The organism is Fortiea contorta PCC 7126 (assembly GCF_000332295.1).
GTDB classification, from domain to species: domain Bacteria; phylum Cyanobacteriota; class Cyanobacteriia; order Cyanobacteriales; family Nostocaceae; genus Fortiea; species Fortiea contorta.
Map to the genome: position 1 here is coordinate 921793 of NZ_KB235930.1, position 26175 is coordinate 947967.

Here is a 26175-nt window from a genome sequence, read left to right on the forward strand (position 1 = left end):
CAGTAGAATTTCATGCAAGTTGCGTAGCTGTTTCAGTCAGAATTTGCCGTATTTGAGCCGCTGTTAAGTTCGGGTTAGCACTCAGCATTAGAGCTACAACACCAGCCACATGAGGTGACGCCATAGATGTACCCGGTTTGTAGTCATATTTATTATTAGGAACAGTAGACAAAATATCAACTCCTCCCCAATTCTCACCCCTCAAGTTGGCTACGTTTGTAAAGGGCGATAGTGCGATCGCTTTTGCTACTGCTGCTGCATTCACCAAACCGTAACCAAAAGAAGCGTTAAACGCAGGTGTTGACTCGAATAACAGTTCGAGAGCGTAAGTTGTATTGTATCTAATATCCGAGGTATATACATTAAGAAAGGTCTGTGGAGTCACCTGTTAATGGTTCCCTTAATTCTAATGTTGTTTGCATCTCATTTGACTCTATTAATAGAGATGGATCAAGGACTAAAATGAGTGTGCCATTGGCTAAACTGCTACAACCATAAATATATTTTGGTGGAGTAATACTATTACCTAAAGGTCTGATAACAAGTTCTTGTTCCCCAATAATTTGATCTACTTCCAAACAAAATTTTCCTTGATTTCGACGTAATAAAAGTATAGGAGACTTCATCATACCGGCTTCGGTTGGAGGTGCTGTATTTGGTAAAGCAGTATAAATAGGAAATCCGCCATTGTAAGACATCAATTCTGAAAGTTGACGGATAATGATCATACTTTCTGCTTGGTCTGTGCTCCAATGCAACACTTTTTTGGCTTCAAATTCTTTGATTTGTTGAGTAGTCGGAATCAAAATTCTTTCGATGCTGTCTAATAACAAGGCATAGACAACACCACCCGCTTGAACTAGCATTAATTTATCTGTAGTCATGGAAAAGGGTATTTTCAGTAAAAATTTTGTTCCTTTTTTGGGTGAAGATTGGACGGAAATAGAACCGTTAAGCGCTTGTAATTGCGATCGCACAATTTCTAAACCCATACCGCGTCCAGAAATTTCATTGACCTGATCGGTAGTGGAAAATCCCGCAGAAAACATTAAATTTAAAAGTTCAGTTTCTGTCGGTTGAGAAAAATAGCCTCTAGCTTCGTCATGAGCAGCTATCAGCCGCGATTCTATCGCTTTTTTGCGAATTGTCTCAAAATTTAACCCCTGACCGTCGTCTCGAACTTCAATGATTGTTTGATTACCCTGATGATAGGCGCAAATTTCAATTAAACCATGTTCCGATTTACCAAGTTCACGGCGTATTTGCGGCGGTTCAATTCCGTGGTCAAAAGCATTACGCACCAAGTGTAATAAAGGTTCGTAAAGTTTTTCAGCGATCACTTTATCTACTAATACTTCAGCACCATTAAGTTTTATTTCTACATGCTTGGCATAAATATTTCCCAGTTTTGTTACCATCTGGGAAAAGCGATTGAGGATATTTCCTAAAGGTAACATCCGGGCTTCTACTAAATCATCTATAATATTGAGAATCAATTTTTGTTTTTTCTCAGAAATTTGAGTTGCTTGCGTTAATAATAAATCAAGAGATTCTGTGGTTTCTTGTAGTTGTAGCGTCTCTTCTATTGCTTCGTGCAAAGTCATGTGAAAATCTGTATAAACATCCATTTCTAGAGCATCAAATTTCACAGCCTCAAATTTTTGTATGTTGTGTGGGCTATTGTTTTGAATTTGTTGTGGTAAATCGCTTAATTTATTTAAAGTTGCTTGTTGTCTGATAATTTGTTGGGTTAACTGTTCTATTAGTTTCTTGATTTTGTCATCGTGTAAAGTTCGCCGTTTTTGGTAAATTAGTAATTCTCCTGACAAATAATTGAGGCGTTGTAGTCCTTCGACATCGACTCGAATAAAAGAAGGTTGACGAGAGTTTTTTACTGGAAAATTATTGCATGGTTTATCTTCTGAATTAGTAATATCATTAATGATAGTTGTAGGAATATCTGCAATTACTTGGTTGCTGGTTATTGATAATTCAATAGTATTTGCAGAATTGTTAGTTTCAACTGCTTTGATAATTTGTGGATTCACAAATTCATTATCAGAATTTATATTAGTTTCTTGTCTCCAAACTATCTGTAACAAGTTGTCATTAGTGGAAAAATTTGTATCAATTGATATTTTTTTCCAAAAAAGTAAACTTTGTAATTTTGGATTGTCAATCCAATTTTTCTCTTTGTTTGTGACTGGGGGAGATTTTTTATATTCTTTTGCTAGTTCAATGATGCAGTTTTGTAATTCTTTAATGACTAAATCGTCGCTATCATCTTTGTTAATTAAAAAATTAAATTTAAGAATGGTGAGGAGAATTGTTAATATAATCCCTCGGCGATAGATCCGAAAGCTTTGACTATCGGCTGGTTCTTGGACAAAAGCCAGAAATTTTGCCAACCAAGTTTCAATATAATTTATTGGTTTCTCTGCTTTTGAGGATATTAATAGCGCCAAATTTAACTCTGATTCTGGTATTTGTAGATGGTGATGAAACCAACCAAAAATATAGAGAATTACCTTTAAATAATATTTTGCTTTCGCAGGCTTAAGGGGCTGATTTCTAGTGTTACCAGTTGTCGTTAAAAATTTATATAATTCCTGAATTTCAGTTTTTAATGATATGGAAGAGTTTTTACTGAATGAGCGAGAATTATTTTTTGTGTTCACAATTGATAAGGCGATTAAATCTGCAGAAGGCTCTCCGCCAGAAATGCGATCGCCTGACATTACCGCTGCTTTTGCTTGTTGCAAATTAGCTAGCGCCGCTTCAGCAATCTGTTTTACTTGTTCCGGGTTAATTGTGAGTGCATCTAAAATTAATTGGGCGATCGCTCCCAATCCTGGTAAATTTAAAGATGCTGATAAACCTAAAAACACCTCAGCTTGAGAGTTTAATAAACTAGCTAGTTCAGTATGTTCTAGAGAACTATTAATAGCTGCATAAATATTATCTAGACGTTGTTGAACTCCCACTTCAAAAATAGATTGAATTATGTCAAAACCTAACTCTTCAGAAGTGGGAATATGAGCATCGCCACCAAATGCATCACCAAGCTTTTCTCGTAGTTGTGCAAATACTGAAGTTGCTCGCCGGATAACTTCTTGTCCATTAATACTACTTCCCGTTAATTCTGCAGTTATTGCTAGCCGCAAGCATTCATAAGCTTGTAATATGAGAGTTTGTAATTCATCATCAATGACTACATCTGGATTATATAGAGACTTAAATACATCTTCTAACGAATGAGATATTGTGTTAATTACCTCTAGTCCAACATTTGCGGCTCCTCCTTTTAGTGTATGAGTTGCTCGCATTAAGTTATGCACTTTAGCAATACTAAACTTTTCTGGTAAGCTCAATAATTCTTGTTCAATTGTTTCTAATAATTCTGGTGCTTCAGCTAGAAAATAAACATATACCTGCTGGCGAATTTCATCATCTATAGTCATAAATTTTTTGTTGAATTAAGTTATTTTTGTAGCCAAATCAACTAAATTTTTAGTAAAAATTCCAGTTAAAAATTTATATGGCAGGTATTTAACCTGCCAATTAAAAATTGTAACTTCTGCTCAAAACGGCCGATTACTAGTCAATTTTAAATTTACTAGCCGTTGTCAATAATTCTTGTGCCATAACCGATAACTCTTGAAAAACTTCAGTAAGTTCTTCAGATTTATCAACAGTTTTGTGAGAGATTTCGGCTACGTCTTTCATACTAGTGGTAACAGTTACAGATTGCATCATTTGTTGTTGCGTAGCTGTGGTAATTTGTTGGATTAGCTGACTAATTTCTGCAGTAGCCATAACAATTGCATTCAAATTTTGTCGTGCATCACCGACAAGATTTGTACCCTCTACCACCTGCTGAATTCCTGTTTCCATCGCCACCGCTACTTCACCAGTTTCTGCTTGAATTTCTTGGACTAGTTTTTCAATTTCAATAGTCGCTGCGGCTGACTGGCGAGACAAAGAACGAACTTCATCAGCTACGACTGCGAAGCCTTTACCATATTCACCGGCGCGAGTGGCTTCGATAGCTGCATTCAGTGCTAATACATTAGTTTGTGTAGCAAAATTACTAATCAAATTCACTACTTTCGAGATTTTTTGCGAAGATTCACTGAGACGTTTAATCTTTCTACTAGTTTGGGCGACAGTTTCCCGAATGGCTTGAATTGCTTTGACAATCAAGTTCATTGCTGCTTCGCCAGACTCAACAGTTTGGTTAGCTTGTTCGACCGCGACTTTCACCAACTCGGCGTTAGTGACCACAGCTTGGGTGGAGTCCGCCATGTGCTGAATATCACTTAAGGCGACGGTAACTTCTTGAGACTGTTCCTGTGCTAAGTTGGTCAATCCAGCCAGCGAAACGTTGCTGTCACCGGAGGTTTGGGCGACTTGCTGGGCTGCTGTTTGCACTTGCAGCACAATTTGCTTGAGAGCTTGCAAGGTGTTATTGTAGGCATCGGCGATCGTGCCTAGTTCATCTTCTGTAACCACGGCACGCACCGTTAAATCGCCGTTGAGAGCAGGTCTGAGGGTTGTTAATAGTTGAATTGAACGTTGTTGTAATAACTCTTTAGCTGCTTTTTCTCGCGCCGCTGCTGCTGCTAATTGGCTTGATTGTGCTTCTAGTTTTTGCAAATATTCAGTTTGTTTGAGTGCTAATCCTAACTGATCACCAATACGAGTTAACAAATTGACTTGCGATTCTTCCCAATCACGAGGACTAGAATTTTGATAAGCTGCGAGTAAACCCCACAATTTTTCTCCAAAAAATACAGGGGCAATTATGTAAGCTTTGGCTTCAAATTGCTCTAACATATCAATATGACAAGATGCATGACACACCTGATAAATATTATTAACGGCAAAACTTTCACCCTTAGCATATCGACCACCTTGAGTTTCTTGTAAGTGAGTATCTTCCCAAGCTGTTGTGATATTAGTCCCTACTAGTTTGATCCAAATATTACCCACCGATTCAGCGATAAATTCACCGCTCCAATCAGAATTAAAGCGATAGATAGCGACGCGATCGCACTTTAATAATTTCCGGATTTCTTGCGTAGCTGTTTTGAAAATTTCTGCTACTTCTAAAGATTGGCGGATGCGGTTAACTATTTTGGTGAAGGCTTTTTCTTGTTCAGCAATTTGAGCTAGTTTTTCAGATTTTAATCTGACTTGTTCTAGATATTCTACTTGGGATTTAGATAGGCTAAATTGTAAGCCAATTTGAGCTAAAAAGTTAACTTCCCAACTTTGCCATTCACGAGTTCCAGAATTTTGATAAGCTGCGAGTAAACCCCACAATTTTTCTCCAAAAAATATAGGTACAACTATATAAGCTTTAGCTTCAAATTGTTCTAAAATTTCAATGTGACAAAGAGCAAGATCTATTTTGTAAATGTCATTAACAGCAAAATTTTCGCCTTTAGTATATCGACCGCCTTGCGTTTCTTGTAAGTAGGTATCATTGAGGACGGTTTTAATGTCAGGGCCTACTAATTTCGTCCAGCCATGACTAACTGACTCCGCAACAAACTCACCACCCCAGTCAGGGTTAAAACGATAAACAGCAACGCGATCGCATCTGAGTGATTGGCGGACTTCTTGAGTAGTTGTTTTGAAAACACTGTCTACATCTACAGATTGGCGAATACGGTTAACTATCTTTGTAAAAGCTTTCTCCTGTTGTGTTATCTGCATTAATTGCTCGGATTGGATTCGCAATTGTTCGAGATATTCTCCTTGGGAAATAGCTACACCAAATTGCAAACCCATTTGAGTTAAAAAGCTAATTTCCCAAGGTTGCCATCCACGCGAACCAGAGTTTTGATAAGCTGCTAATAAGCCCCATAATTGCTCTCCCGAAAATATGGGAGCAATTATATATGCTTTAATTTCAAACTGTTCTAAAATATCAATATGACATTGAGAATGACCTACTTGATAAATGTCATTAACTGCCAGCGTTTTACCTTGAGCATAACGTCCACCTTTTGTTTCTTGTAGGTGAGTATCTTCCCACACTGTTTTCCAATCTGTCCCAACCAATTTTACCCAACCATTACCCACTGACTCAGCAACAAACTCACCATTCCAGTTAGATTGAAAACGATAAACACTGACGCGATCGCATTTGAGTAATTGGCGAATTTCTTGAGTTGTTGTTTTAAATATCTGCTCCACATCTGGTAGCTGTAAAATCTTGCTAACAACCTTAGCTACCGATTGTTTTACTAGTGTTTCCTGTTGCAAATCTTTTTGAAATTCAAAGTTTCGCAATCTATAGCCTAATTCCGCTGTAATTTGAGATAGAAGAGTAATTTCTCCTTCTTGCCACTGCCGCGAAGCAGTACAATTATTCATTACTAATAAACCCCAAACTTGACTTTCTAAGATAATTGGTAAACTTAAGCTAGCTCTAATTTGAAATTTTTCTAATAGTTGCTTTTGATATGGTGTCAGTTGTGTCTGATTGAGATCTTCGATAGCAATTGATTCTACATGGTCTTGATTATTATGTAGACCAAACATAGTTGGGGGAATATTTTCACCGACAGTAGGTGTCCAACCAAGTTTTTTTGATTCTGCTAAAACGGTGCCAGCCACGGCAGAAGTAAACTGATAAATTAATACGCGATCGCAGTTAATTGTTTCCCTAACTTGCGCTACCGTTGTTTTAAATAGGGTATTAATATCCGGAGATTGGCGCATCTCAGCTACAACGCTTTGCAGTTGTCGTCGCCAATTTTTAAATTCATGAGCGATCGCATTTAATGTAGATAACTCATCTCTAGCAATGCTGGCAATATCAATAGCACCATTCTGGTTTTTTAAATGTTCATTATCAACTACAAAATTACCGTTTTCTTGATTGTTGTTATATAACTCAGTCATGGTTAGCTCTCTCTTTAATTAATGATAATTTACTGAAATTCTGCTTGGCAATTTCTAAAATTAGTTATGAATTCTCCATAAGGAAGCTTGAAGAATAGATAGAGCATCTAAATGGAAAATCACTTCCTCTGCAGACTTAATAAAATAACCGTGCAGAAAAGGCAACATTGATGGGTAAAACAATTCAGTTGATGGCTTCTTCATTTCTTCTGTATCCAGCCACTCAATATCGTTTAATTGACGTACCAATAAACCTAAATATTTATCATCATGTTTTAAGATAATTGCCATCATTTTGGTAGCAGAGTCCAAATCAGAAAACAGTGAAGAATAACCTAGAATTTCTTCTAAATCAACTAACCAAAGCATTTCACCACGCCAGTTATAGATACCTAAAACGCAATTGGGCATCTGCGGAACACCACATATTTCTGTCAATGATATTTGTAAAACTTCAGTGATGTACTGTAATGAAATAACAGCAGTTTCCTTAGCTCCTAATTTAAAGCTTAAAAATTTTTGCTGAGTTTCTAAATTTTTCAACTTGATGATTCCTTTTTAGAGTAAAAAATTAAGTTAAATATGTTTATTTTTATATAAATTTTCAGCAGTTATTTTCACGAGTTACTTATAAAAATAACCGAACAATATTACTTCTTCATTAAATCTTTATTTACTAATTAACCGCCTCAGCGTTATTACTAATTCTTCTTTATTGATTGGTTTGGCGAGATAACCTTCAGCACCCAACATTGTCCCCCAAATCTTATCAACATCGCTATGTTTTGTAGAGCAAAAAACTATAGGTATTTTACTGGTACTGGGATTATTTTTTAGTTCTCTGCATATTTCAAAGCCACTTTTACCTGGTAAAATTACATCGAGAAAAATTATATCAGGCTTATTTCTATCTATTTTGACTTGGACTTCTTCACTACTCGTAGCCATAATTACCGAATAACCTGCCTGTTTCAAGTAACTGCTGATAATTTTCATATCAGTCAGCCCGTCTTCAACAACTAAAACAGTACTCATGGCAGATACCTGTAAAAATATTATGGGAAGGCAACAAAAAAATAACTGCATAACACAGTTATTTTTTTACAATGTTTGCTGTTTTTTAATTTTGGTTTAAGATTAATCTAATCACCTCGGAAAAAGTACGTAAAAATGCATAAGTATATGCTTGAACGTGCGTAAATAAAGCTATATAAAAATCAATATCCCTGACTTCTGAAAGAAACCAGGGATATTATTTGCTAAATGCAAAATTTTATATTGAACTTTGTGCAATTAGGTAACAATTCATTACCAAGAAATAATAGTTATAGCTTAACTATTTTTAATGGCAGGCTTCTAGATTAGATACTTTGTTAGCTAAAGAGTGAGATGCACTCTTAATTTTTGCTGGAGCTTGTACAGGTAAATACTTCCGTGTTATGCCTGTAACCCTATCTGCAACTACAGGTTTGGTCAGAAAATCTGTGGAACCGACTACTTTAGCTCTAACTCTATCTAAAAGACCATCATTACCTGTGAGAATAATAATTGGTGTGTCGGCAAAGCTAGAAATTCGTCGCAGTTGAGTGCAGATTTCATAACCACTAGCAACCGGCATTGTTAAATCTAAAAAAATTAAATCTGGTTTCTCTTGGATGAGAGTTGGTAGTGCTTGCACAGGATCTTGAATTTTGATAAATCTCATGCCATTACTGGTGATAATCTGCTCTAACATTTTACAAACTTGTGCGCTATCATCCACACAGGCTACTAATGGAGTTTTGGCATCTTTTCCTGATGTATTATCAGGATGGTTTTTCGTTTCATTGATGACTAAGGGTAAGTCAGGTACTTCTACAAGCTCGATAATTCCTTTGAGGATATAAGGAAGTAAAGAACGAGAAACTAACAGTACACTCTGCTTCATTTTTATTGCTAAATCTCGCAAAGTGTATTTGCCGTTAATGAAATTGACAAAATTATTGTAGACAGATGAACTCACTAATTGTTGGAGTTGTTCTGGTTTTCGGAGCACTGGTGCTAAGTCAGGAGAAAAATTCGCTAAACCAGCTTCAGACCAAGTTTTCCATGAGCCTTGCATCTGTTTGAGAGAAATATCTGCACTTGTAAAGCTCATTGGCGTATCCAATATCACTACTTGGTTGCGCTCGTAAGTTACAGTAGTAAAGTTAGTTTCAAAAGCTAGATCAAAAAATAGTTCTGCGATTGTATTTTCGACAATGATATGAATTTGATCTCGTTGAATTTTTTGTCGTTTATACAATAATTCTAGTAAGTAATAATCCCAGTATTCCATTGATATATCTTCAACGCGAAACCGCAATTTATCTAAATCAATCTGGGAACAATTTTGAGCCATCTGTCTTCGCCAGCGTCGAAAAGGATGTTTTCCGCCTGTTGCCCAAACTATTCGTCCTAGGCGATAGTAGAAAGTCCATTGCTGTCCTTTGGAACTTTGAACTTTTAACTGTCCGTTGTATTGTAATTGAGTGCAAATTTTAAATTCATTCAGTAAATCTTTTGATACCATTAAATCTTGGGGCGTCATGCTTTAATTCCTTGAATTAAGAGGTCAGATATTTGTAAATTTACAATGCATATCCATTCGTCAGCATATACCTGATTAATTGCAGATATATCTAGAGAATTAATTTAGATGGCTGTATTTGGTTTTGTCAAAATCGTGATGGGATGATATTAAATTGAAGCTGACAGGATGAGGAGAGTTAAAAGATTGCTATATTTAGCAACTCTAATTTTTTGTTATTTTTGAAAATTCCCAGTCAAATTGAATTTAGGCAATTTTTTATTTTGCATATTTATTTACATCTTATATTAAACATTTTATATACGGTTTAAAATCCGTATTAATTCTGATTTTTTAACCGGAATAGCTACGGCTATGAATAACTTTTATCTGCAACTGTTGGATTTGATTGAAATGTTGATTTTTGATATTGTTATTCACAAATCTATATAATCAAGTATAGAAATTTGATAGTACTTCTTCGTTAACTAGGCAATCATCTAATAAATTAGAGGCGTTGCATTGCAATGCCTCTATGGATTTTATTGATAGGTGATGTTTTGAGATTTGGCAACAATTGATCTAGCGAGCAGCAGCAATTTCCAGCCGTGGGTCAAGTTTTTTGTCTTAATCTGCTTGACTACTGTTATGACTAGCCACAGATGCTCGGAGATTACCTTGATGCTCTGATAGCAGTTGATCGGCTGCAGATTTTTCTAAACCAGTCCAATGCATTAATAAGGCGAGTTTAACCCAGTTACCACTTTGTTCTAATAAGACGCTAGCAGTTTCTCGACTTAAACCTGTGAGGTCTTGTAAAATGCGGAGGGCGCGATCGCGTAATTTTTGATTGGTGACAGCCACATCTACCATGCGATTACCGTAAACTTTGCCCAGCTTGACCATCACCCCAGTAGAAAGAATATTTAAAGCTAGCTTGGTAGCTGTACCGGCTTTCAAACGAGTAGAACCAGCAACAATTTCTGGCCCAGTCAATAAGCGAATGTCAACATCAGCCTCAAAGCTGACTTGTTCAGCGGGGACACAAGCAATAAAAACCGTGATTGCGCCTCGCTGACGGGCGGCGTTGAGGGCGCCTTGAACAAAAGGTGTTGTTCCCCCAGCAGTGATACCAACTACCACATCTAATTTTGTCACTTGTCGTTGAGCGATCGCTGCTTCTCCATCTTGGGCGCGGTCTTCTAAATCTTCAGAACTGCGTAGCAAAGCACCAGCACCCCCAGCAATAATCCCCTGTACCAACTCTGGGGGTGTACAAAAGGTGGGTGGACACTCAGCTGCATCTAATACCCCTAACCTCCCACTTGTCCCCGCACCGACATAAAACAGGCGTCCTCCGTGGCGCAAACGCTCTGCTGTATATTCAATGGCTTGAGCTAGCTGATTTTTGGCCCCAGCTACCGCCGCTACAGCTTTGAGGTCTTCATTATTAAACAAATCCACTAACTCTAAAGAACTGAGTTGGTCTAAATTGAGACTGTGAGGATTTACTTGCTCAGTTAGGAGATGGCCGCGTTCTTGCAAATTTGTCATTTGTCTTTTGTCCCGTGTCATTTGTTCAGTGCCATTCGTCATTTGTCATGTTTTGTTGATCACCATTAACCGCTGACCAGTGACTAATGACCAATGACCAATGACTAATGACCAATGACTAATTACAATAGTCCTTCGAGTTTGCGCCGAATGTTTTCCAGTTCCGAATTAGACAAATCTGATTCGGTTGCGGCTGTTTGGTCGGGATAGCTAGTTTCTGCAACAGTTTCGGCGTCTAATTCCCAATCAGTTTGTTCAACATTCAAGTCTGGAGGAACGACTAAATCACCATTTTCCAAGACAAGTTCCCATTCATAACCAGCACTGGAGCAAAATTCCTTGATTTCCTCAGCATCAATTGCTTCGACTGTAGGTGAGGGGAAATCCTGAGCTTCCAACATCAGAGCAAAGCGGGTAGCATCGTCCTCTGACTCGAACATCAGAATTTTATTGCGATCGCCCACTCTAATTGTGTGGATTCCCTCATTTTCTGTACGAGCGTTAAAAACTAATACAAAAACCCGCATAGGTGTGATCATCTATCTTTTTTTTTATGGCCTATTCATATTAAAGTTCTATGGTGCGCTTCCAGGAAAGCTACTGTCACAATTTTCCTTAATTGAGATTTTCCTGACACTGCCATCATGATTCAGCATATATGTGTGGGGCAAAATTGAAACCTTCACTCAAGCATTGAGGTCTTAGTATAAGTTGACCAACAAAATTAGGGATGAGGAAAACGAGGAGGATTTGGTTTTGTGATCTCTCTCACCTCCTATTCCCTGCATCTGCGGTGACGTATTCTGGATATGGCAAGGTAAATTATGTGCCAGTCGATGCTAGCAGTGAACCAGCTACATTCTCCAATTCAAGGGTGAAAGCATAATGATCGAGTCCCCCAATCAAGATAAACGCTCAAATCCCCCTCTCTACAAACGGTTATGGTTACTGTTATTTAGTCGCGGCGGCCTTGTATTGGGTGGAGTGTTACTACTAGGAGGTTTTCTGGGTGTTTGGCGCTTGTGGACTTTTGTGCAGAAAGATTTAGCGCCATTAGCTCAAAAAAATCTCACTAGTACTCTCAATCGTCCCGTCACCTTGGGAAAGGTAACAGATTTCTCGCTGACGGGGGTGCGGTTTGGGGCGTCGGCGATTCCCGCAACAGCTACAGACCCAGACCGAGTGGCGATTGAGTCGGTGGAAGTTGGTTTTGACCCTTCGCAGTTAATTTTTAATCGTAGGCTAAAGCTAGATGTCACTTTAGTCAACCCAGAAATTTATCTTGAGAAAGATGACCAAGGGCGTTGGGTCAGTACTACCATCGCGCCAGCAGGTAAAGACGGCCCGATTAAAACTGATTTGGATAAACTCCGGTTGCGGAACGCCAAGCTGGTTTTGGTTCCCCAGCCGGAAGTAGGGGAAAATCAGCAAGTCAAATCCCCGCCATCCGCTGTAGCATTTTCTCAACTAAATGGCACCGCCGAACTGCGAGATAACAACCAATTAGTTCGGTTTGATGTGGGGGGGCGCGCTGATAATAGTGGCGGTAATGTGGCGGTGCGGGGTGAGGCGGTCTTGAAGACGCAAGCCGCTAATTTACAGATCCGTGGGCAAGATTTATTAGCTGCAGATATCACCAGTTTGATTAAATTACCGTTGAATTTGCCGACGGGTCGAGTCAATGGTGATTTACAGGTGCAATTGATTCCACAGCAGCAACCTTTGTTGTATGGTAACGCTAGTTTGCAAGGGGCGACGCTACAGATTCCCCTTGCACCACAACTGTTAACCAATACCCAAGGAAATCTTGGTTTCCAGGGAATGGAAATCAAGTTGGAGAATGTTGCTACTAACTATGGCAAAATCCCGGTGGTAGCTCAAGGGATTATCGACAGAAACACTGGCTTTAAGTTGGCGGGGCGTGTGAATGGGGTGAGTGTACCTGCGGCGTTGGAGACTCTCAAGGTAAGTTTACCTGTACCCACGACTGGGGAGGTGAAAGCTGATTTACAGATTGTCGGCCCTATAGCTAAACCAACGCTGTCAGGTTCGGTGACGACTATTAAAACTGCTCAGATTGACAAGGTTGATTTTAAAAGCGTCAGTAGCAAGTTTGAGTTGTCTACGAGTAATTCTTTAATTACCTTCAAAGATATTCAAGGCACACCCACAGTCGGCGGTGAGGTGGTGGGTGGTGGGACAATTAAATTGGATAAGTCTGCTCAATTAAATTTTAATGTCAGGGCGAATAATGTTCCTGGGGATGCGATCGCCCAAATTTATAATCCCACATCCACAATTAGAGTTGGTACTGTCTCTGCTCAAGGGCAAATCGCGGGCGCTCCTGGAGACATTCAAACGGTGGTGCAATGGCAAGCACCAGGAGCATTATACCCAGCTAAGGGGACAGTGGCGATCGCTCCTGACCGCTCTTTGACTTTCCGCGATGTGGCGCTGAATGTCGCTGGCGGTGTGGTGCGAGGTTCTGGTACTTATACTAATCAAGGTTGGCAAGCTGTAGCTCAAGCGGCTGGTGTGCAGTTGGCGCCTTTTGTTGACAAAAATAAACTGCAAAATGTGTCTTTGGCGGGGGCAGAATTTAATGGTCGCCTACTTTTGTCTGGGACTACGGCCCCTTTTAAATTAGCTAATATTCGCACTGAAGGGGCAGCTGTGCAAATTGCCGGCGGGACGGTAGGAGTTTCTAATCTGCAATTGCAAGACCAAAGCTTTGCAGCGCAGTTAGTCGCTAATGATGTCCGGTTGGGGCGGATCTTGTCTAAGTCGCCGGCGATTTTGAATCAGCCATTATCGGGGACGTTCCAAATCGCAGGTAACAGAGATAATTTCAGCTTGAAAACTCTCCGTGGTACTGGTGAGGGGCGGTTAGCGATTGGTAATGGGAGAATTACTGCAAGTAATATTCAATTAGTTGATGGTCGTTATCGAGCACAAGTCCAAGCTAGTAATGTCCCCTTGGGGCAATTGGCAGCAGTACCCCCACAATTTCGTGGTGCTTTAGCTGGTAATTTTGATGTGGCGGGTTCGGCGGAATCCTTTCAACCAGAGACGATCCAAGCTACCGGTGCAGCGCGATTGAATGTGGCAGGTGGTGCGATCGCTGCCTCGAATATCCAACTGGCTAATGGTCGTTATCAAGCTGTCGTTGATGCGAGTGGTGTGCAATTAAATCGCCTGAATCCACAATTGCGGGGCGCTTTCGCTGGGAAGCTGCAGGTAGCTGGTAATGTGGCGAGTGCGAAGTTAGCAGATGTGCGCGCTGCTGGTCAGGTGCAGTTTTCTCAAGGGATAGCGGCGATTGAGCAGCCCCTGACTGCAGCGATCGCCTGGAATGGTGAAAAGTTGATTGTAGAGCGGGCGACTGGCAATAATTTAAACGCGAGTGGTGAAATTGCTGTGAATGCCCAGCAAGCAGGTGTACCACAAATTACGGGTTTAAATCTCAACGTCCAAGCCCAAGGTTACAGTCTGCAACAATTGCCCATAAAACTGCCGAATAATATCAAGATCGCGGGTAAGGCTGATTTTGATGGTCAAATTTCTGGTCAACTGCCTGTACCCAATATACAAGGGCAACTGAGGTTACGGGATTTAACTGTGAAGGATTTTGCCTTTGAACCAGTCCTCAGTGGAAATATCCAGGCAGTGCAGGGTAAGGGTGTTAATTTAAACTTGGCAGGAAATAGCGATCGCCTGGTGGTAAATTTAGACGCCAATAATCGCCCCCAATCCTTCCTGGCCAAATGGCAACAAGCTACAGCCGTTGGTCAAGCCCAAGGTGATAACTTGGCAATGAGTTTAAAAAACTTCCCCATAAAAGTATTAAATTTAACTTTGCCTGCGAATACGCGCCTGGGTAGTGGGGCGTTAGCTGGAGACTTAACCGGGAATTTGCAAGTTAACCAAAAAACATTCGCCGCAGCGGGAGAATTAGCGATCGCTCAACCAGAAATTGGTCGGATAAAAGGCGATCGGTTAGCAGCGCAATTCCGATACCGCGATGGTGTCGTCACCCTCGCCAATAGCGAATTTATCAAAAATCAAAGTCGCTACGCTTTTACAGGCGAAGCTCGGTTATTTGCTCAACAGCCGCAACTACAAGGCAAACTTAGCGTCACCCAAGGGCAAATTCAAGATGTCTTGACAACATTACAAATATTTGAATTACGAGATACCCAACAGGGATTGACAGCGCCAACCTATGGTAGAGCCGCAGATTTAACCACTAATCCGCAAGGTTTAGCAAATGAATCTTCTTTATTAACCCAAGTCGAGCGCTTTTATCAAATTGATACACTCATAACCGCACAAGAACAACAGCGGCGCGAATCCAATCCAGTTCCAGAGTTAGTAGACCTACAAGGCACTTTTAACGGTGAAGTAGCATTAAATACTGCGACACCTGAAGGATTGGCGGTGAATTTTAAATTAAATGGTCAAAATTGGCGTTGGGGTAAAGAGCAAGAAAAAAATGAACCCGGACGTTTTTATCAAGCCAATCAAGTTATTGCTGAAGGTAGTTTTTCTAAAGGTGTTTTACAGTTACTACCTTTACGAATTGAGACACCAACAAGCTTAATTGCTTTCCAAGGTAACGTTGGTAGTGGTGAGCAAAACGGAAATTTACAAGTTGTAAATTTCCCCATTGAAGCATTGAATAACTTTGTGAAATTACCAGTTTATGTCACAGGTAATGTCAACGGAAAAGCCGCTTTAGCAGGTAGCATCGACAATCCCAGAGCCAAGGGAGAATTGCAAATCACAGACGGTACAATTAATCGCAAAAAATTAGAATCAGCTAACGCCTCTTTTAGTTATGACAATCGACGTTTAAATTTTAGTAGTCAAGTCACAGCCGCAGGGCCAGAACCTGTGAATATTACTGGTAGCGTGGCTATTGGGACAGAGACAGCAAACAAAGAACCAATTAACCTTGATATCAAAGTAAAAAATGAGGGATTAGCACTATTAAATCTGTTGACTAATCAAGTAGCCTTTGAAGAGGGAGAAGGTGAAGTTGATCTGAAGGTGCAGGGGACATTAGAGAAGCCATTGTTGGTGGGAACTGCTAGTGTCAATAATGCCACCTTTGCAGCTCAGGCTTTACCAGGAAAGCTCAGAGAAGTTACAGGTAAAGTGCAGTTTAATAAAAACCGCATTTCAGTAGTAGAAAAACTTGCAGGTAAATTTAGCAGAGGTAAGGTAGAAGTAGCGGGAGAAATTCCGATATTTAACGATGAAAATGAAGAGGAGAATATTAATATTCCCTTGACTGTAAATCTTGAACAACTAGCGTTGAACCTCAAGGGACTTTATCAAGGTGGTGCAGGTGGTAATTTACAAATTACTGGTAGCGCTCTTAATCCGATTATTGGTGGTCAGGTAAATTTATTTGATGGACAGGTATTGCTAGCAGAATCTACTAACACTAATCAAACTGCTAATGACAACTTGAACTTATCTTTTCTCAAAGCAGATAAGCAAAATAAAGCCGATGTGAGCAGTGCGGTGGGTAGGTTTAATGATTTGAAGTTAGTGCTAGATAAAAATGTGCAAATTACTCGTCCACCTATTCTTAGTTTCGTCGCTACTGGTGGCCTGACTGTGAATGGTTCTTTTACTAATCCCATCCCTGAAGGCGAAATTAGGCTCACAAAAGGTGGTGTAAATTTATTTACTACGCAATTTAATCTTGCTAGTGGTTATACGCATACTGCGACCTTTAGACCTAGCCAACCGCGCGACCCTGACTTGCATATTCGACTATTTGCTAAGGTGCTAGATGGAATTCAAACCAATGATATCAACAGGTTAAATACTACCGGATTAGCGGGGTTAGAGACTATTCGCGTTGAGGCCACCATCCAAGGATTAGCCAGCAAACTCAACGAAAATCTGGAACTAAAAAGCAGTCCAGCGCGGGGTGAAACCGAAATAATTGCTTTGCTGGGAGGTGGGTTTGTGGGGACTCAGGGACGGGGTGACAGTACTTTAGGATTGATTAACATCGCCGGTTCTGCAGTATTCAACAATTTTCAAGGAGCTTTTAACCAGATTGGTGATGCTTTTGGGTTGAGTGAATTGCGTTTATTTCCGACTGTAATTTCTGAGAAACCTGAAGCCGGTAGGAGCAATTCGAGTTTAGAATTAGCTGTGGAAGCAGGAGTTGATATTTCTAATAAGTTTTCTGTTTCTGGTATCAAAATTTTAACTACAAATGACCCTTTTCAATGGGGTATTAATTACCGCATTAACGATAAATTTCGTGTGCGTGCTTCCACCAATTTAGATGATGATAGTCGCGCTGTGATTGAGTATGAGAATCGGTTTTAGGAGTTAGGAGGGAAGTTTTATAGGTAGGGTAATAATGAATTCAGTACCCTGGTTTAACACTGAATTAACTCTAATTGTACCTGCATGTTTTTCTTCGACGATTTGACGAGCGATCGCTAATCCTAATCCTGTACCTTTCCCTACCTCTTTAGTAGTAAACAGGTGGTCAAATATCTTGGCTTTGATATCCTCAGATATTCCCAAGCCGTTATCAACAATCTTGATTTGTATTCGTTCGTCTTTTACTAAAATTTGGATGATAATCCTGTGGTGTTTATCTTTATTTTCGGCGAAACTCCGTCCGTTACTTGATTCATCCAGAGCATCAATAGCATTGGCTAAAATGTTCATAAATACCTGGTTAATTTGACCAGGAAAACATTCAATCAAAGGTAAATCTCCATACTCAGTTATCACCTCAATTTCTGGACGTTGTGCGTTGGCTTTGAGGCGGTGTTTGAGAATTAAGATAGTACTATTAATACCTTCATGGATATTAAATGGCACTTTATAATCTTTATCTGCACGAGAAAATATGCGAAGACTAGTGCTAATTGTTTTTAACCTATCGCTGGCCATTACCATCGAATCAATTATCTTCGGTAAATCTTCTAAGCTATACTCTAAGTCAATAGCTTCAGCATGATTGAGAATTTCTTCACCAGGATTAGGTAGACTATCTTGATATAGTTTCAAGTGTGCAGAAATATCAGCAACAGTCGGTTTAAGATGTTTAAGACTAGCAGCAATAAAGCTCAAAGGATTATTCATTTCATGGGCTACCCCAGCAACTAAATTACCCAGTGCTGACATTTTTTCACTTTGGATAATTTTTAATTGTGCATGTTGTAAATCTTGTAAAGCTTGTTCTAATTCTTGTGAACGTTGGCTGAGTTGATATTCTGATTGATTGCGAGCAATCCAAATACCAATTTCGCTAGCAACTGCTGCTAGCGCGTCTAAGGAGTCGCTTGTTAAACGCTGTCGAGAAAACATGGCGACTACCCCTAGCAATTGATTATTAAACATTAATGGATAGCCTGCAAATGCTCGCATTCCTTCGCGTTTCGCCCATTCTTTGTCACCAACACGCGGATCGTTCATGACATCATTGGTTAAATGTGGAAGACATTGTTCAGCAATTAAACCAATCTTAAATTTACCGATGGGGACTCGACTATGGGGCCCATCAATATGTGTATATAACCCTGCGCTAGCTTGCAATTCAAGCATATTTTCTGCAGGATTAACTGTCCAAATTCGTGCAAAAGCAGCATCAAGATGTTTCATAATTATTTCTGTGCAAGTTTGTAACATCTCTCGCAGAGTCGCGCTCCGAATTAATGAAGAATCAATTTCTCCTCGAAATGATAAAATTTTTGTCTTTATCTCTAAAATTTTAAATCTCTCTTTTTCAAGTTGATAAAGTCTAGCATTTTCTAGAGAAGTCGCAGCTTGGGCACATAAAAAATTCGTCACCAACAGCTGATTACAAGTAAATACCTCACTTGTGAGTTGATTTTCCAGGTAAAGAATACCTACCAAATGTCCTTGATTAATAATAGGAGTACACAATACACTCTGGGGTTGATACTTTAACATATATTGCCCAATTACCCCAGGAATATCGGTTTTGCAATTATTGATTACAACTGTTTGTTGAGTGTTTTTAACGTAATAGATCAGTTTTACAGGAACGTCTTCACAATTATCTAACGATTGTGAGTTGAGAGTAGTTTGGATTTTATCTTGATCAAGTTTAGCAATTGCTCTCACTTGCCAAGTATCATCTTGGGAAAGGATAAGTACAGATTTTTCCGCACCAGAGTTTTCTAAAATAATCTCAGTAAGGCGGGTAATTAGTTCATCTAATTCTAGAGAAATAGAAATGACTTGAGCCGCTTTCATAACAGAAGTAAAATCAATAAGTTCGGAAATATTGCTGCTTCTAGTACTAGAATTAATAGTAGATGTGGAAGTCGTACGTATTGCAATAGTTTCCTGGGGATTGAGATTGATTCGTTGCTGTTGAAGAATGGGTTGGAGTTGTTGGGGATAACATTTCTCTAAGTCATTAATTTTAGCTTTAGCACCCCACCGAGCATAGGAGTAATAAGCTTCTTGCAGATATACTTGGGCTATTTTTTCTTTACCCCAGTTGAGGTAAAATTTAGCGGCGAGTTCATTAGCTAAACCCAGTTCTGGGATATAACTATTAATTTTAGCCAGGTAAATAGCGCGATCGTAATTATCAATTGCTGCTAAAGTTTGGCCCTGAATGCGATCTATTTCGGCTTGCACTAATAGATATTTATGTAGAAAATTTTCCGGACAATTATCTGCCCAAATTTTAAGTTTTGCTTGATGAAACTCTATCTGTTGCCAATCAATTTCTAAACCGCAATTTAATCCTATCAGCAAGCTATAAAAATAATAATCCGAGTAAGTCGTAAAGCCCACAATACTATTGAGGATAGGTTCTACTGCTAGTTTAGCTTTTAATCCTGGAATAAAGTCCTGATAGACGCAAGATAACTGCATTTGGTAAATATAATAAACACTCAATGCCAAGAATGTCTGAGAGACTTGACAAGCGGCAATGAATTGATAATTACTAATAGATAATGTTTGTTTATTTTCAGATTGTTCGGTAGTCGATGAGAGGGCTGAAATGAATAATTGTACCCCGGTGAGGGTCTGGATTAATAGTTGGTTTTGAGTTTTTTTTGCAAATGGTAAATAGGTTTGAATATCTGCCCAAATCTGATTAAGACATACCCCTTGAAACACTTGATTACAAACATAACCTAACAAGTTATATGCAGCAAATTGTAGTTCTCCTCCAGCTAAACCGACTTCATAACCTTCTGCATTCATCGCTACAGCATCAGCAATAGGTTTACACCAAACAGATATAAAACTACCCAGCAACATACTAGCTTGAGATTTCTGACCCAAGTGATTGAATTTTTGACTGAGGTTGAATGCTAGCAGTCCAAATTCATATCCAGATTTGTAATCTCCTAACAGCGAGCCTATGATAAAACCGTAGTTTGCATAAGCTTTAGCGGACACGGGCACATTACCATATTTCATCGACAGATGAGCAGCTTTGATACTCACAAAAACATATAAATCTATATCGGATGTAATGTATGTGGGTGGGTCAAGACTGATTAATAATTGTATAGTTATTCGCTGTTCTAGTGCGTCTATTTCTGACAGTTCCAGTAAGGAAGATATGGAGTGTTCTGTTAAATGTTGTTTAATATCTGCAAATTCTTGAGCAATAGCATCTTTGAGTGTTTCTCGATGAATATTAATTCCTAACAAAGCTAGTGCATTCAGCCCCGTCTGAATTGCTGTATTATATTTACCTATGGTGGAATATTGGATTATTAAAAGATAATATAATTCTACTTTTTCTAATGTAGATTTAGTTTTAGTCAAGGCTAGATCAATTAAAGCTTTTGATTGTTCAAAATCGCCGTTGAGATACTCCACTTCCGCACGTTCTCGATGCAAGGTAAACATCAAATCGTAGTTTTGTTCCCAACCATTTTTTGTTAATAATTGCACTCCCATTGCTAAGTAATGACTAGCATCCGTATATGCTGTTGATAGTTTTGCTTTACGTCCGGCTTGGAGATTGAGTTCAACTAATTGCTGGCGATCGCCTAATTTTTTGATCAATTCATGTCCCATATTTAATTGACCGACAATATCAAAGAGTTTTTCATCCTGTTGTTGAATTGGGGTTTTCTGTAATAACAGTTGACCAATTTTCAAATGATTTATTTGTGTTTGTTCATTGGTAACTAGTGAATAGGCGGCTTGCTGTATTCGGTCATGAAGAAATTTGTATTTAACTAATTGTTTATTTTTATCTTTATGTGTCAGGGTTAATTCTGCTGCTTGCTCTCCCTGATAAAATTTATAAACATCAGTAATTGGTAAAATTAATTCTTCTTGTAAGGCTTTCCACAAATCAGATGCTGTCTCAATTGCCGATTTTTCTGCAACAATTGTTAAAGTTGCTAAATCAAATTGATTGCCAATACAAGCAGCTAACTGTAATAAATTTTGGGTTGATTGTGGCAATCTGCGTAATTGCAGCGCCATAAAGTCTACAATATCATCTGTAACTGTTTGTTGATTCACTTGTACAGAGTCACATTGCCAACACCCTAACTTGGAATCAAATTGAATCAGTTGATCTTGATATAATGCTTTGAGAAGCTGAGTAGCGAAAAAGGGATTACCTTGAGTTTTTCGAGATACTAATAGAGAAAGCGGTAAGGCTAATTTTTCAGTACATTTGAGTGTGTCAGCGATTAACTGATTGACTTGCTCTTGGTTTAATGGTGCTAAAGTAATCGTATTAATCTTTCCTTGTGCTTTTTTAATTTCACCTAAAGCCAACATTAAAGGATGGGCTGGACTGACTTCGTTATTACGGTATGCACCAATTAAAAAAAGATATTTGGTATCACGCATTAATAGTTGCAGTAACTTCAGTGATGCTGAATCTGCCCATTGTAAGTCGTCTAAAAATATTACTAATGGATGTTCTTGATTAGTAAAAACTTGGGTGAACTTTTGAAATACTAAATTAAATCTATTTTGGTCTGCAGTTACTGATAATTTTGGTGCTGGTGCTTGTTGACCAATAATTCTTTCTAGTTCGGGGATAACTTCAATAATTATTTGTCCATTTTCCCCGACAGCTTCTAAAATAGAATTTTTCCATTTTTGGATTTGTGCATCACTTTCTGTTAACAATTGCCCCATTAAATCGCGGTAAGCTTGTACAAAAGCAAAAAAGGGAATATTCCGCTGGAATTGGTCATATTTACCTTTGATAAAATAACCGCGTTGTCTGACAATTGGTTTATGAATTTCTTTGACAACTGCAGTTTTGCCAATTCCAGAAAAGCCCGCTACTAACATCATTTCTGTTGTACCTTTGCTGACTCTGGCGAATGCTTGGAGTAGAGTGTCAATTTCTGTTTCTCGTCCATAAAGTTTGTCAGGAATAATAAAGCGATCGCTCACATCTCGTTGAGCAATTGGAAAGCTTTCAATTGTACCTGTTTGCAGAAGTTGCGTTAAACATTTTTCTAAATCAAATTTTATGCCCAACGCACTTTGATATCTATCTTCAGTATTTTTTGCCATCAATTTGTTGACAATGCTGGAGATGACAGGGGGAATTTCTGGATTAATTATGTGTACTAAAGGCGCTAATTTAGCAATGTGACAATGGATTAACTCCATCGCATCATTAGATGGAAAAGGTAACTTTTTTGTCAGGAATTCATAAAAAGTTACACCTAAAGAATAGAAGTCTGTACGATAATCAATTCCCCGATTCATTCTCCCTGTTTGTTCTGGGGAAATGTAGCTAAGTGTTCCTTCTAAAACATGAGGATTGATGAGAGTTTGCGTTTCCCGTGGCAGTAAAGATGCAATACTAAAATCAATTAATTTAATTTGTTTAGTTTCGGGATTAATTAAAATATTGCTAGGTTTAATATCTTTGTGCAGAATGCGATCGCGGTATAGTATGTCTAGGATATTGCAAAGTGCGATCGCTATTTTCAAAAACTCTTGCAGAGACGTTAAATCTAATGTCTCCATCGCCAGAAAATATTCCTTAAGAGAAATTCCTCCGAAATCTTCCATCACCAACAGATAGCCATTTTCATAAGGTTCTAGACTGTAGGTGGCGATGATTAGAGATGAGTCGAGATTTTTAGCGATCGTATACTGATTGCGAAACTGCACCAATTCACTGAAACTGGGATAAGGATTTTTCAGCAATTTGATTACCACTGGTAAGGAGTCAGTTTCTCGATAACCGCGATAAACAATGGCTCTGGAACCGTTGTAGAGTTCTTCGCTGATTTGATAACCAGAAATCCTCACCAGAGTAGTAACCATATTGCTAAATCCTGATAATTTCTGGATTTAGTGTTCCCAGATCAGTAAAGTTGTTTTCAGGCAACTCAGATTAACTATGTCATACTATTCAGCTTGAATAATATACACATCCAAACATTAATAATGCGTCAGCACCCTTTAAGCAAATTTACTAGCTGCAGCCAACCGCTTATTAATCTCCTCCCAATTCACCACATTCCACCAAGCATCTAAGTAATCAGCGCGGCGATTTTGGTAGTTGAGGTAGTAGGCGTGTTCCCATACATCATTGCCTAAAATGGGGTATTTTCCTTCAGTCAAAGGACTATCTTGGTTAGCTGTAGATGTGACTTCTAGCTTGCCATTTTTATTACGAACCAGCCAAACCCAACCACTACCAAAACGACTAGCGCCAGCTTCATTGAATTGTTTTTTGAAAGCTGCGAAACTGCCAAAATTTTGATTGATTGCATTAGCAATTTCACCAGTCGGCTCTCCACCACCATTGGGCTTCATGATTTCCCAAAACATTGTGTGATTGACGTGTCCACCGCCATTGTTGCGTACTGTTTTGCGAATATCTTCCGGTACTCTGTCAAGTTTGCGTAACAGTTCTTCCACACTGCGATTTTTCAATTCTGGGTGTTTATCTAAGGCTGCATTCAGATTTTTGATGTAAGCTGCATGATGCTTATCATGGTGAAATTGCATCGTTTTCGCATCGATGTGTGGTTCTAGCGCTTCGTATGGGTAGGGTAACGGCGGTAGTTTAATCACCCCTGCTGCTTCTGGCGTTGTACTGGGACTGCTTGAGTTTCCAGCAGGAGAAGTCTGAGCCAAAGCACAAGCATCTAACGCAAAACTACTTGTACCTGCTGCGAGTAAAAACAGAAAATGGCGCCGATTAATAGTCATAAAAATTTTGTAGCCTAATCGATTAAAACTGTCAGCAGTTATTATTTTCGTACGATTATGGCTATAAAAAGTTAAGGATTGATTGAGGAATTGGGAGGTGGGGAGTGTGGGGAGATGGGGAGGTGTGGGAGGTGTGGGAGGTGTGGGAGGAAGGAGAAGATTCTTGCGTCAGCATAAATTCTTCAATTCTTTTTCTCCCCATCACCCCATCACCCCATCACCCCATCACCCCATCACCCCATCACCCCATCACCCCATCACCCCATCACCCCATCACCCCATCACCCCATCACCCCATCACCCAAAATGCTGAATGATCGCCTCAGCAAATTCAGAGCATTTGAGTGGTTCTACAGCTGGTTCTAGTAGCCGAGCTAAGTCGTAGGTGACTTGACGGTTAGCTATAGCTGCTCCTAATCCTTTTTTGATCAAATCTGCGGCTTCCTCCCATCCCAGATACTCCAGCATCATCACACCAGATAAAATCACTGAACCGGGATTAATCCGATCTAAACCGGCGTGTTTGGGGGCTGTACCGTGGGTGGCTTCAAAGATGGCGCTGGTATCGCCAATATTCGCCCCTGGCCCCATCCCCAGTCCACCAACGATCGCCGCCGCTGCATCTGACAAGTAATCACCATTCAAGTTCATGGTCGCCAGAATCGAATATTCATCTGGTCTGGTTTGGATTTGTTGAAAAATACTGTCAGCAATCCGGTCATTCACTAAAACTTTATCTTTCCATTGACCATTACCGTGAGTTTCCCAAATTGATTCCAGCACCTCTTTGACTTCTTCGACAATTTGTGCTTTCTTCTCTGGTGTGAGGGCATCAAATCCAGGATCAATCTGACGGGCGTTGTCTTCTAAGGAAAGATTGGGGTTTTTTTCCTTGTTACTCAAAATCCAAGATTCCCGTTCTGTAACGGTTTCTTGGCGGAATTCCTTCGTGGCTAACTCATAACCCCAGTCGCGGAAAGCACCTTCGGTGTACTTCATGATGTTCCCCTTATGCACCAAAGTTACTTGTTGCTTGTGTTTGGGGAGTAGGAGGGCGTGTTTAATAGCACGACGGATCAGGCGTTGGGAACCCTTTTTGCTGATGGGTTTGATACCAATACCAGCATCTAGGGGAATTTGTTTTTTACCGTGTTCTGGGGTAGCGGGAATGAGTTCTTCGTTGAGGATTTTAATCAGGCGATCGCCTATTTCGCTACCTTGTCGCCACTCAATCCCCAAATAAATATCTTCCGTATTTTCCCGATAAACAATTACATCCAGTTTTTCCGGGCTTTTGTGTGGTGAGGGCGTACCTGGATAGTAGCGACAAGGACGTACGCAGGCGTAAAGGTCAAAAATTTGTCGCAGCGCCACATTTAAGGAACGAATCCCACCACCCACAGGAGTAGTCAGCGGGCCTTTAATCGCTACACCATATTCTTTAATTGCTGTTAATGTGTCTTGTGGTAAATACTGATAAGTACCGTATAAATCACAAGCTTCATCTCCAGCATAAACTTTAAACCAACTAATTTCCTTCTGGCCTTGATATGCTTTAGCTACCGCCGCATCCAGTACTTTTTGGGCAGCAGGCCAGATATCTATACCTGTGCCATCACCCCGAATAAAAGGGATAATGGGGTTGTCTGGCACAACTGGTTCACCATTTTTAAAGGTGATTTTTGCTCCGGTTGTGGGAGGAGTAATTTTTTCGTACATACTTCACATGCTCCTAATTGATACGCTGCTAGGGTTGGGAACGGGGAATAGGAGAGCCACTAGTGAAACAAGTGGGGGCCTGGGTCATGGAAGTGAGATGGAACAGATGAGGAAGCAATTACCAAATTTATGATTCCTCCTCACCTCCTCTCTTTTTCCAGTCCCTAACCTCTAACTCCTATTCTCCTGAGGCGCAGATTTTCCCTTCTACAGTATTTAAGACTAAAGTGTGGGATTGAGTGAAACCA

Annotated in this window: 13 protein-coding genes; 2 read left to right on the top strand and 11 right to left on the bottom strand. The window is 39.6% G+C overall.

All coding sequences use genetic code 11. The annotated features are described in order from the left end of the window. Window positions 1–10: 10 nt before the first annotated feature. From MIC7126_RS32400 to MIC7126_RS0104405, 8 genes are all read right to left on the bottom strand, one after another. A complete protein-coding gene (locus MIC7126_RS32400; protein WP_017651904.1) occupies window positions 11–385 on the bottom strand; it encodes a S8 family serine peptidase in 375 nt (124 codons plus the stop codon). Continuing rightward, window positions 363–3461 (bottom strand): chemotaxis protein CheA, encoded by a 3099-nt coding sequence (locus MIC7126_RS0104375; protein WP_017651905.1) that lies wholly within the window; start codon window positions 3459–3461, stop codon window positions 363–365. Before MIC7126_RS0104375 ends, MIC7126_RS32400 begins: the two co-directional genes overlap by 23 nt. A 136-nt stretch (window positions 3462–3597) precedes the next feature. Next, window positions 3598–6915 carry a GAF domain-containing protein gene (locus tag MIC7126_RS0104380; RefSeq protein WP_017651906.1) on the bottom strand — a complete coding sequence of 1106 codons (3318 nt, stop codon included), beginning with the start codon at window positions 6913–6915 and terminating at the stop codon, window positions 3598–3600. 60 nt (window positions 6916–6975) lie between these two features. Then, window positions 6976–7458 carry a chemotaxis protein CheW gene (locus MIC7126_RS0104385; protein WP_017651907.1) on the bottom strand — a complete coding sequence of 161 codons (483 nt, stop codon included), beginning with the start codon at window positions 7456–7458 and terminating at the stop codon, window positions 6976–6978. Between the two features lie 126 nt (window positions 7459–7584). Further along, the gene (locus MIC7126_RS0104390) at window positions 7585–7950 is read right to left on the bottom strand and encodes a response regulator transcription factor (protein ID WP_017651908.1); all 366 of its coding nucleotides are present in this window, start codon (window positions 7948–7950) and stop codon (window positions 7585–7587) included. A 307-nt stretch (window positions 7951–8257) separates the two neighbouring features. Beyond that, a complete protein-coding gene (locus MIC7126_RS0104395) occupies window positions 8258–9484 on the bottom strand; it encodes a response regulator (RefSeq protein ID WP_017651909.1) in 1227 nt (408 codons plus the stop codon). A gap of 606 nt (window positions 9485–10090) precedes the next feature. Next, a complete protein-coding gene (gene murQ, locus MIC7126_RS0104400) occupies window positions 10091–11017 on the bottom strand; it encodes an N-acetylmuramic acid 6-phosphate etherase (RefSeq protein WP_026100033.1) in 927 nt (308 codons plus the stop codon). Window positions 11018–11139: 122 nt separating this feature from the next. After that, complete coding sequence (locus MIC7126_RS0104405; protein ID WP_017651911.1) at window positions 11140–11556, bottom strand: DUF3110 domain-containing protein; 417 nt, start codon at window positions 11554–11556, stop codon at window positions 11140–11142. A gap of 346 nt (window positions 11557–11902) precedes the next feature. Here MIC7126_RS0104405 and MIC7126_RS0104410 point away from each other — a divergent pair, with 346 nt between their 5' ends. Continuing rightward, on the top strand, window positions 11903–17371 hold the full coding sequence (locus tag MIC7126_RS0104410; protein ID WP_017651912.1) for a translocation/assembly module TamB domain-containing protein: 5469 nt from the start codon (window positions 11903–11905) through the stop codon (window positions 17369–17371). A 3-nt stretch (window positions 17372–17374) separates the two neighbouring features. Here MIC7126_RS0104410 and MIC7126_RS0104415 read toward each other — a convergent pair whose 3' ends face one another. Together MIC7126_RS0104415 and MIC7126_RS0104420 are read right to left on the bottom strand one after the other, a co-directional pair. After that, window positions 17375–23314, bottom strand: coding sequence for an ATP-binding sensor histidine kinase (locus tag MIC7126_RS0104415; protein ID WP_017651913.1), 5940 nt, complete (start codon window positions 23312–23314; stop codon window positions 17375–17377). 138 nt (window positions 23315–23452) lie between these two features. Next, a complete protein-coding gene (locus MIC7126_RS0104420; protein WP_017651914.1) occupies window positions 23453–24208 on the bottom strand; it encodes a superoxide dismutase in 756 nt (251 codons plus the stop codon). A gap of 97 nt (window positions 24209–24305) precedes the next feature. Between MIC7126_RS0104420 and MIC7126_RS30135 the strand changes: the two genes are divergently transcribed. Further along, the gene (locus MIC7126_RS30135; RefSeq protein WP_154655827.1) at window positions 24306–24521 is read left to right on the top strand and encodes a hypothetical protein; all 216 of its coding nucleotides are present in this window, start codon (window positions 24306–24308) and stop codon (window positions 24519–24521) included. Here the strand turns inward: MIC7126_RS30135 and MIC7126_RS0104425 are convergent. Then, window positions 24506–25927 (bottom strand): NADP-dependent isocitrate dehydrogenase, encoded by a 1422-nt coding sequence (locus tag MIC7126_RS0104425; protein ID WP_017651915.1) that lies wholly within the window; start codon window positions 25925–25927, stop codon window positions 24506–24508. The two genes, MIC7126_RS30135 and MIC7126_RS0104425, sit on opposite strands and share 16 nt — an antisense overlap. Window positions 25928–26175: the final 248 nt, after the last annotated feature.

Coding starts and splice junctions, on each gene's coding strand:
- MIC7126_RS0104410 (WP_017651912.1), top strand. CDS start 11,903: ATGATCGAGTCCCCCAATCAAGATAAACGCTCAAATCCCCCTCTCTAC.
- MIC7126_RS0104375 (WP_017651905.1), bottom strand. CDS start 3,461: ATGACTATAGATGATGAAATTCGCCAGCAGGTATATGTTTATTTTCTA.
- MIC7126_RS0104395 (WP_017651909.1), bottom strand. CDS start 9,484: ATGACGCCCCAAGATTTAATGGTATCAAAAGATTTACTGAATGAATTT.
- MIC7126_RS0104380 (WP_017651906.1), bottom strand. CDS start 6,915: ATGACTGAGTTATATAACAACAATCAAGAAAACGGTAATTTTGTAGTT.
- MIC7126_RS0104390 (WP_017651908.1), bottom strand. CDS start 7,950: ATGAGTACTGTTTTAGTTGTTGAAGACGGGCTGACTGATATGAAAATT.
- MIC7126_RS0104425 (WP_017651915.1), bottom strand. CDS start 25,927: ATGTACGAAAAAATTACTCCTCCCACAACCGGAGCAAAAATCACCTTT.
- MIC7126_RS0104405 (WP_017651911.1), bottom strand. CDS start 11,556: ATGATCACACCTATGCGGGTTTTTGTATTAGTTTTTAACGCTCGTACA.
- MIC7126_RS0104420 (WP_017651914.1), bottom strand. CDS start 24,208: ATGACTATTAATCGGCGCCATTTTCTGTTTTTACTCGCAGCAGGTACA.
- MIC7126_RS0104415 (WP_017651913.1), bottom strand. CDS start 23,314: ATGGTTACTACTCTGGTGAGGATTTCTGGTTATCAAATCAGCGAAGAA.
- murQ (WP_026100033.1), bottom strand. CDS start 11,017: ATGACAAATTTGCAAGAACGCGGCCATCTCCTAACTGAGCAAGTAAAT.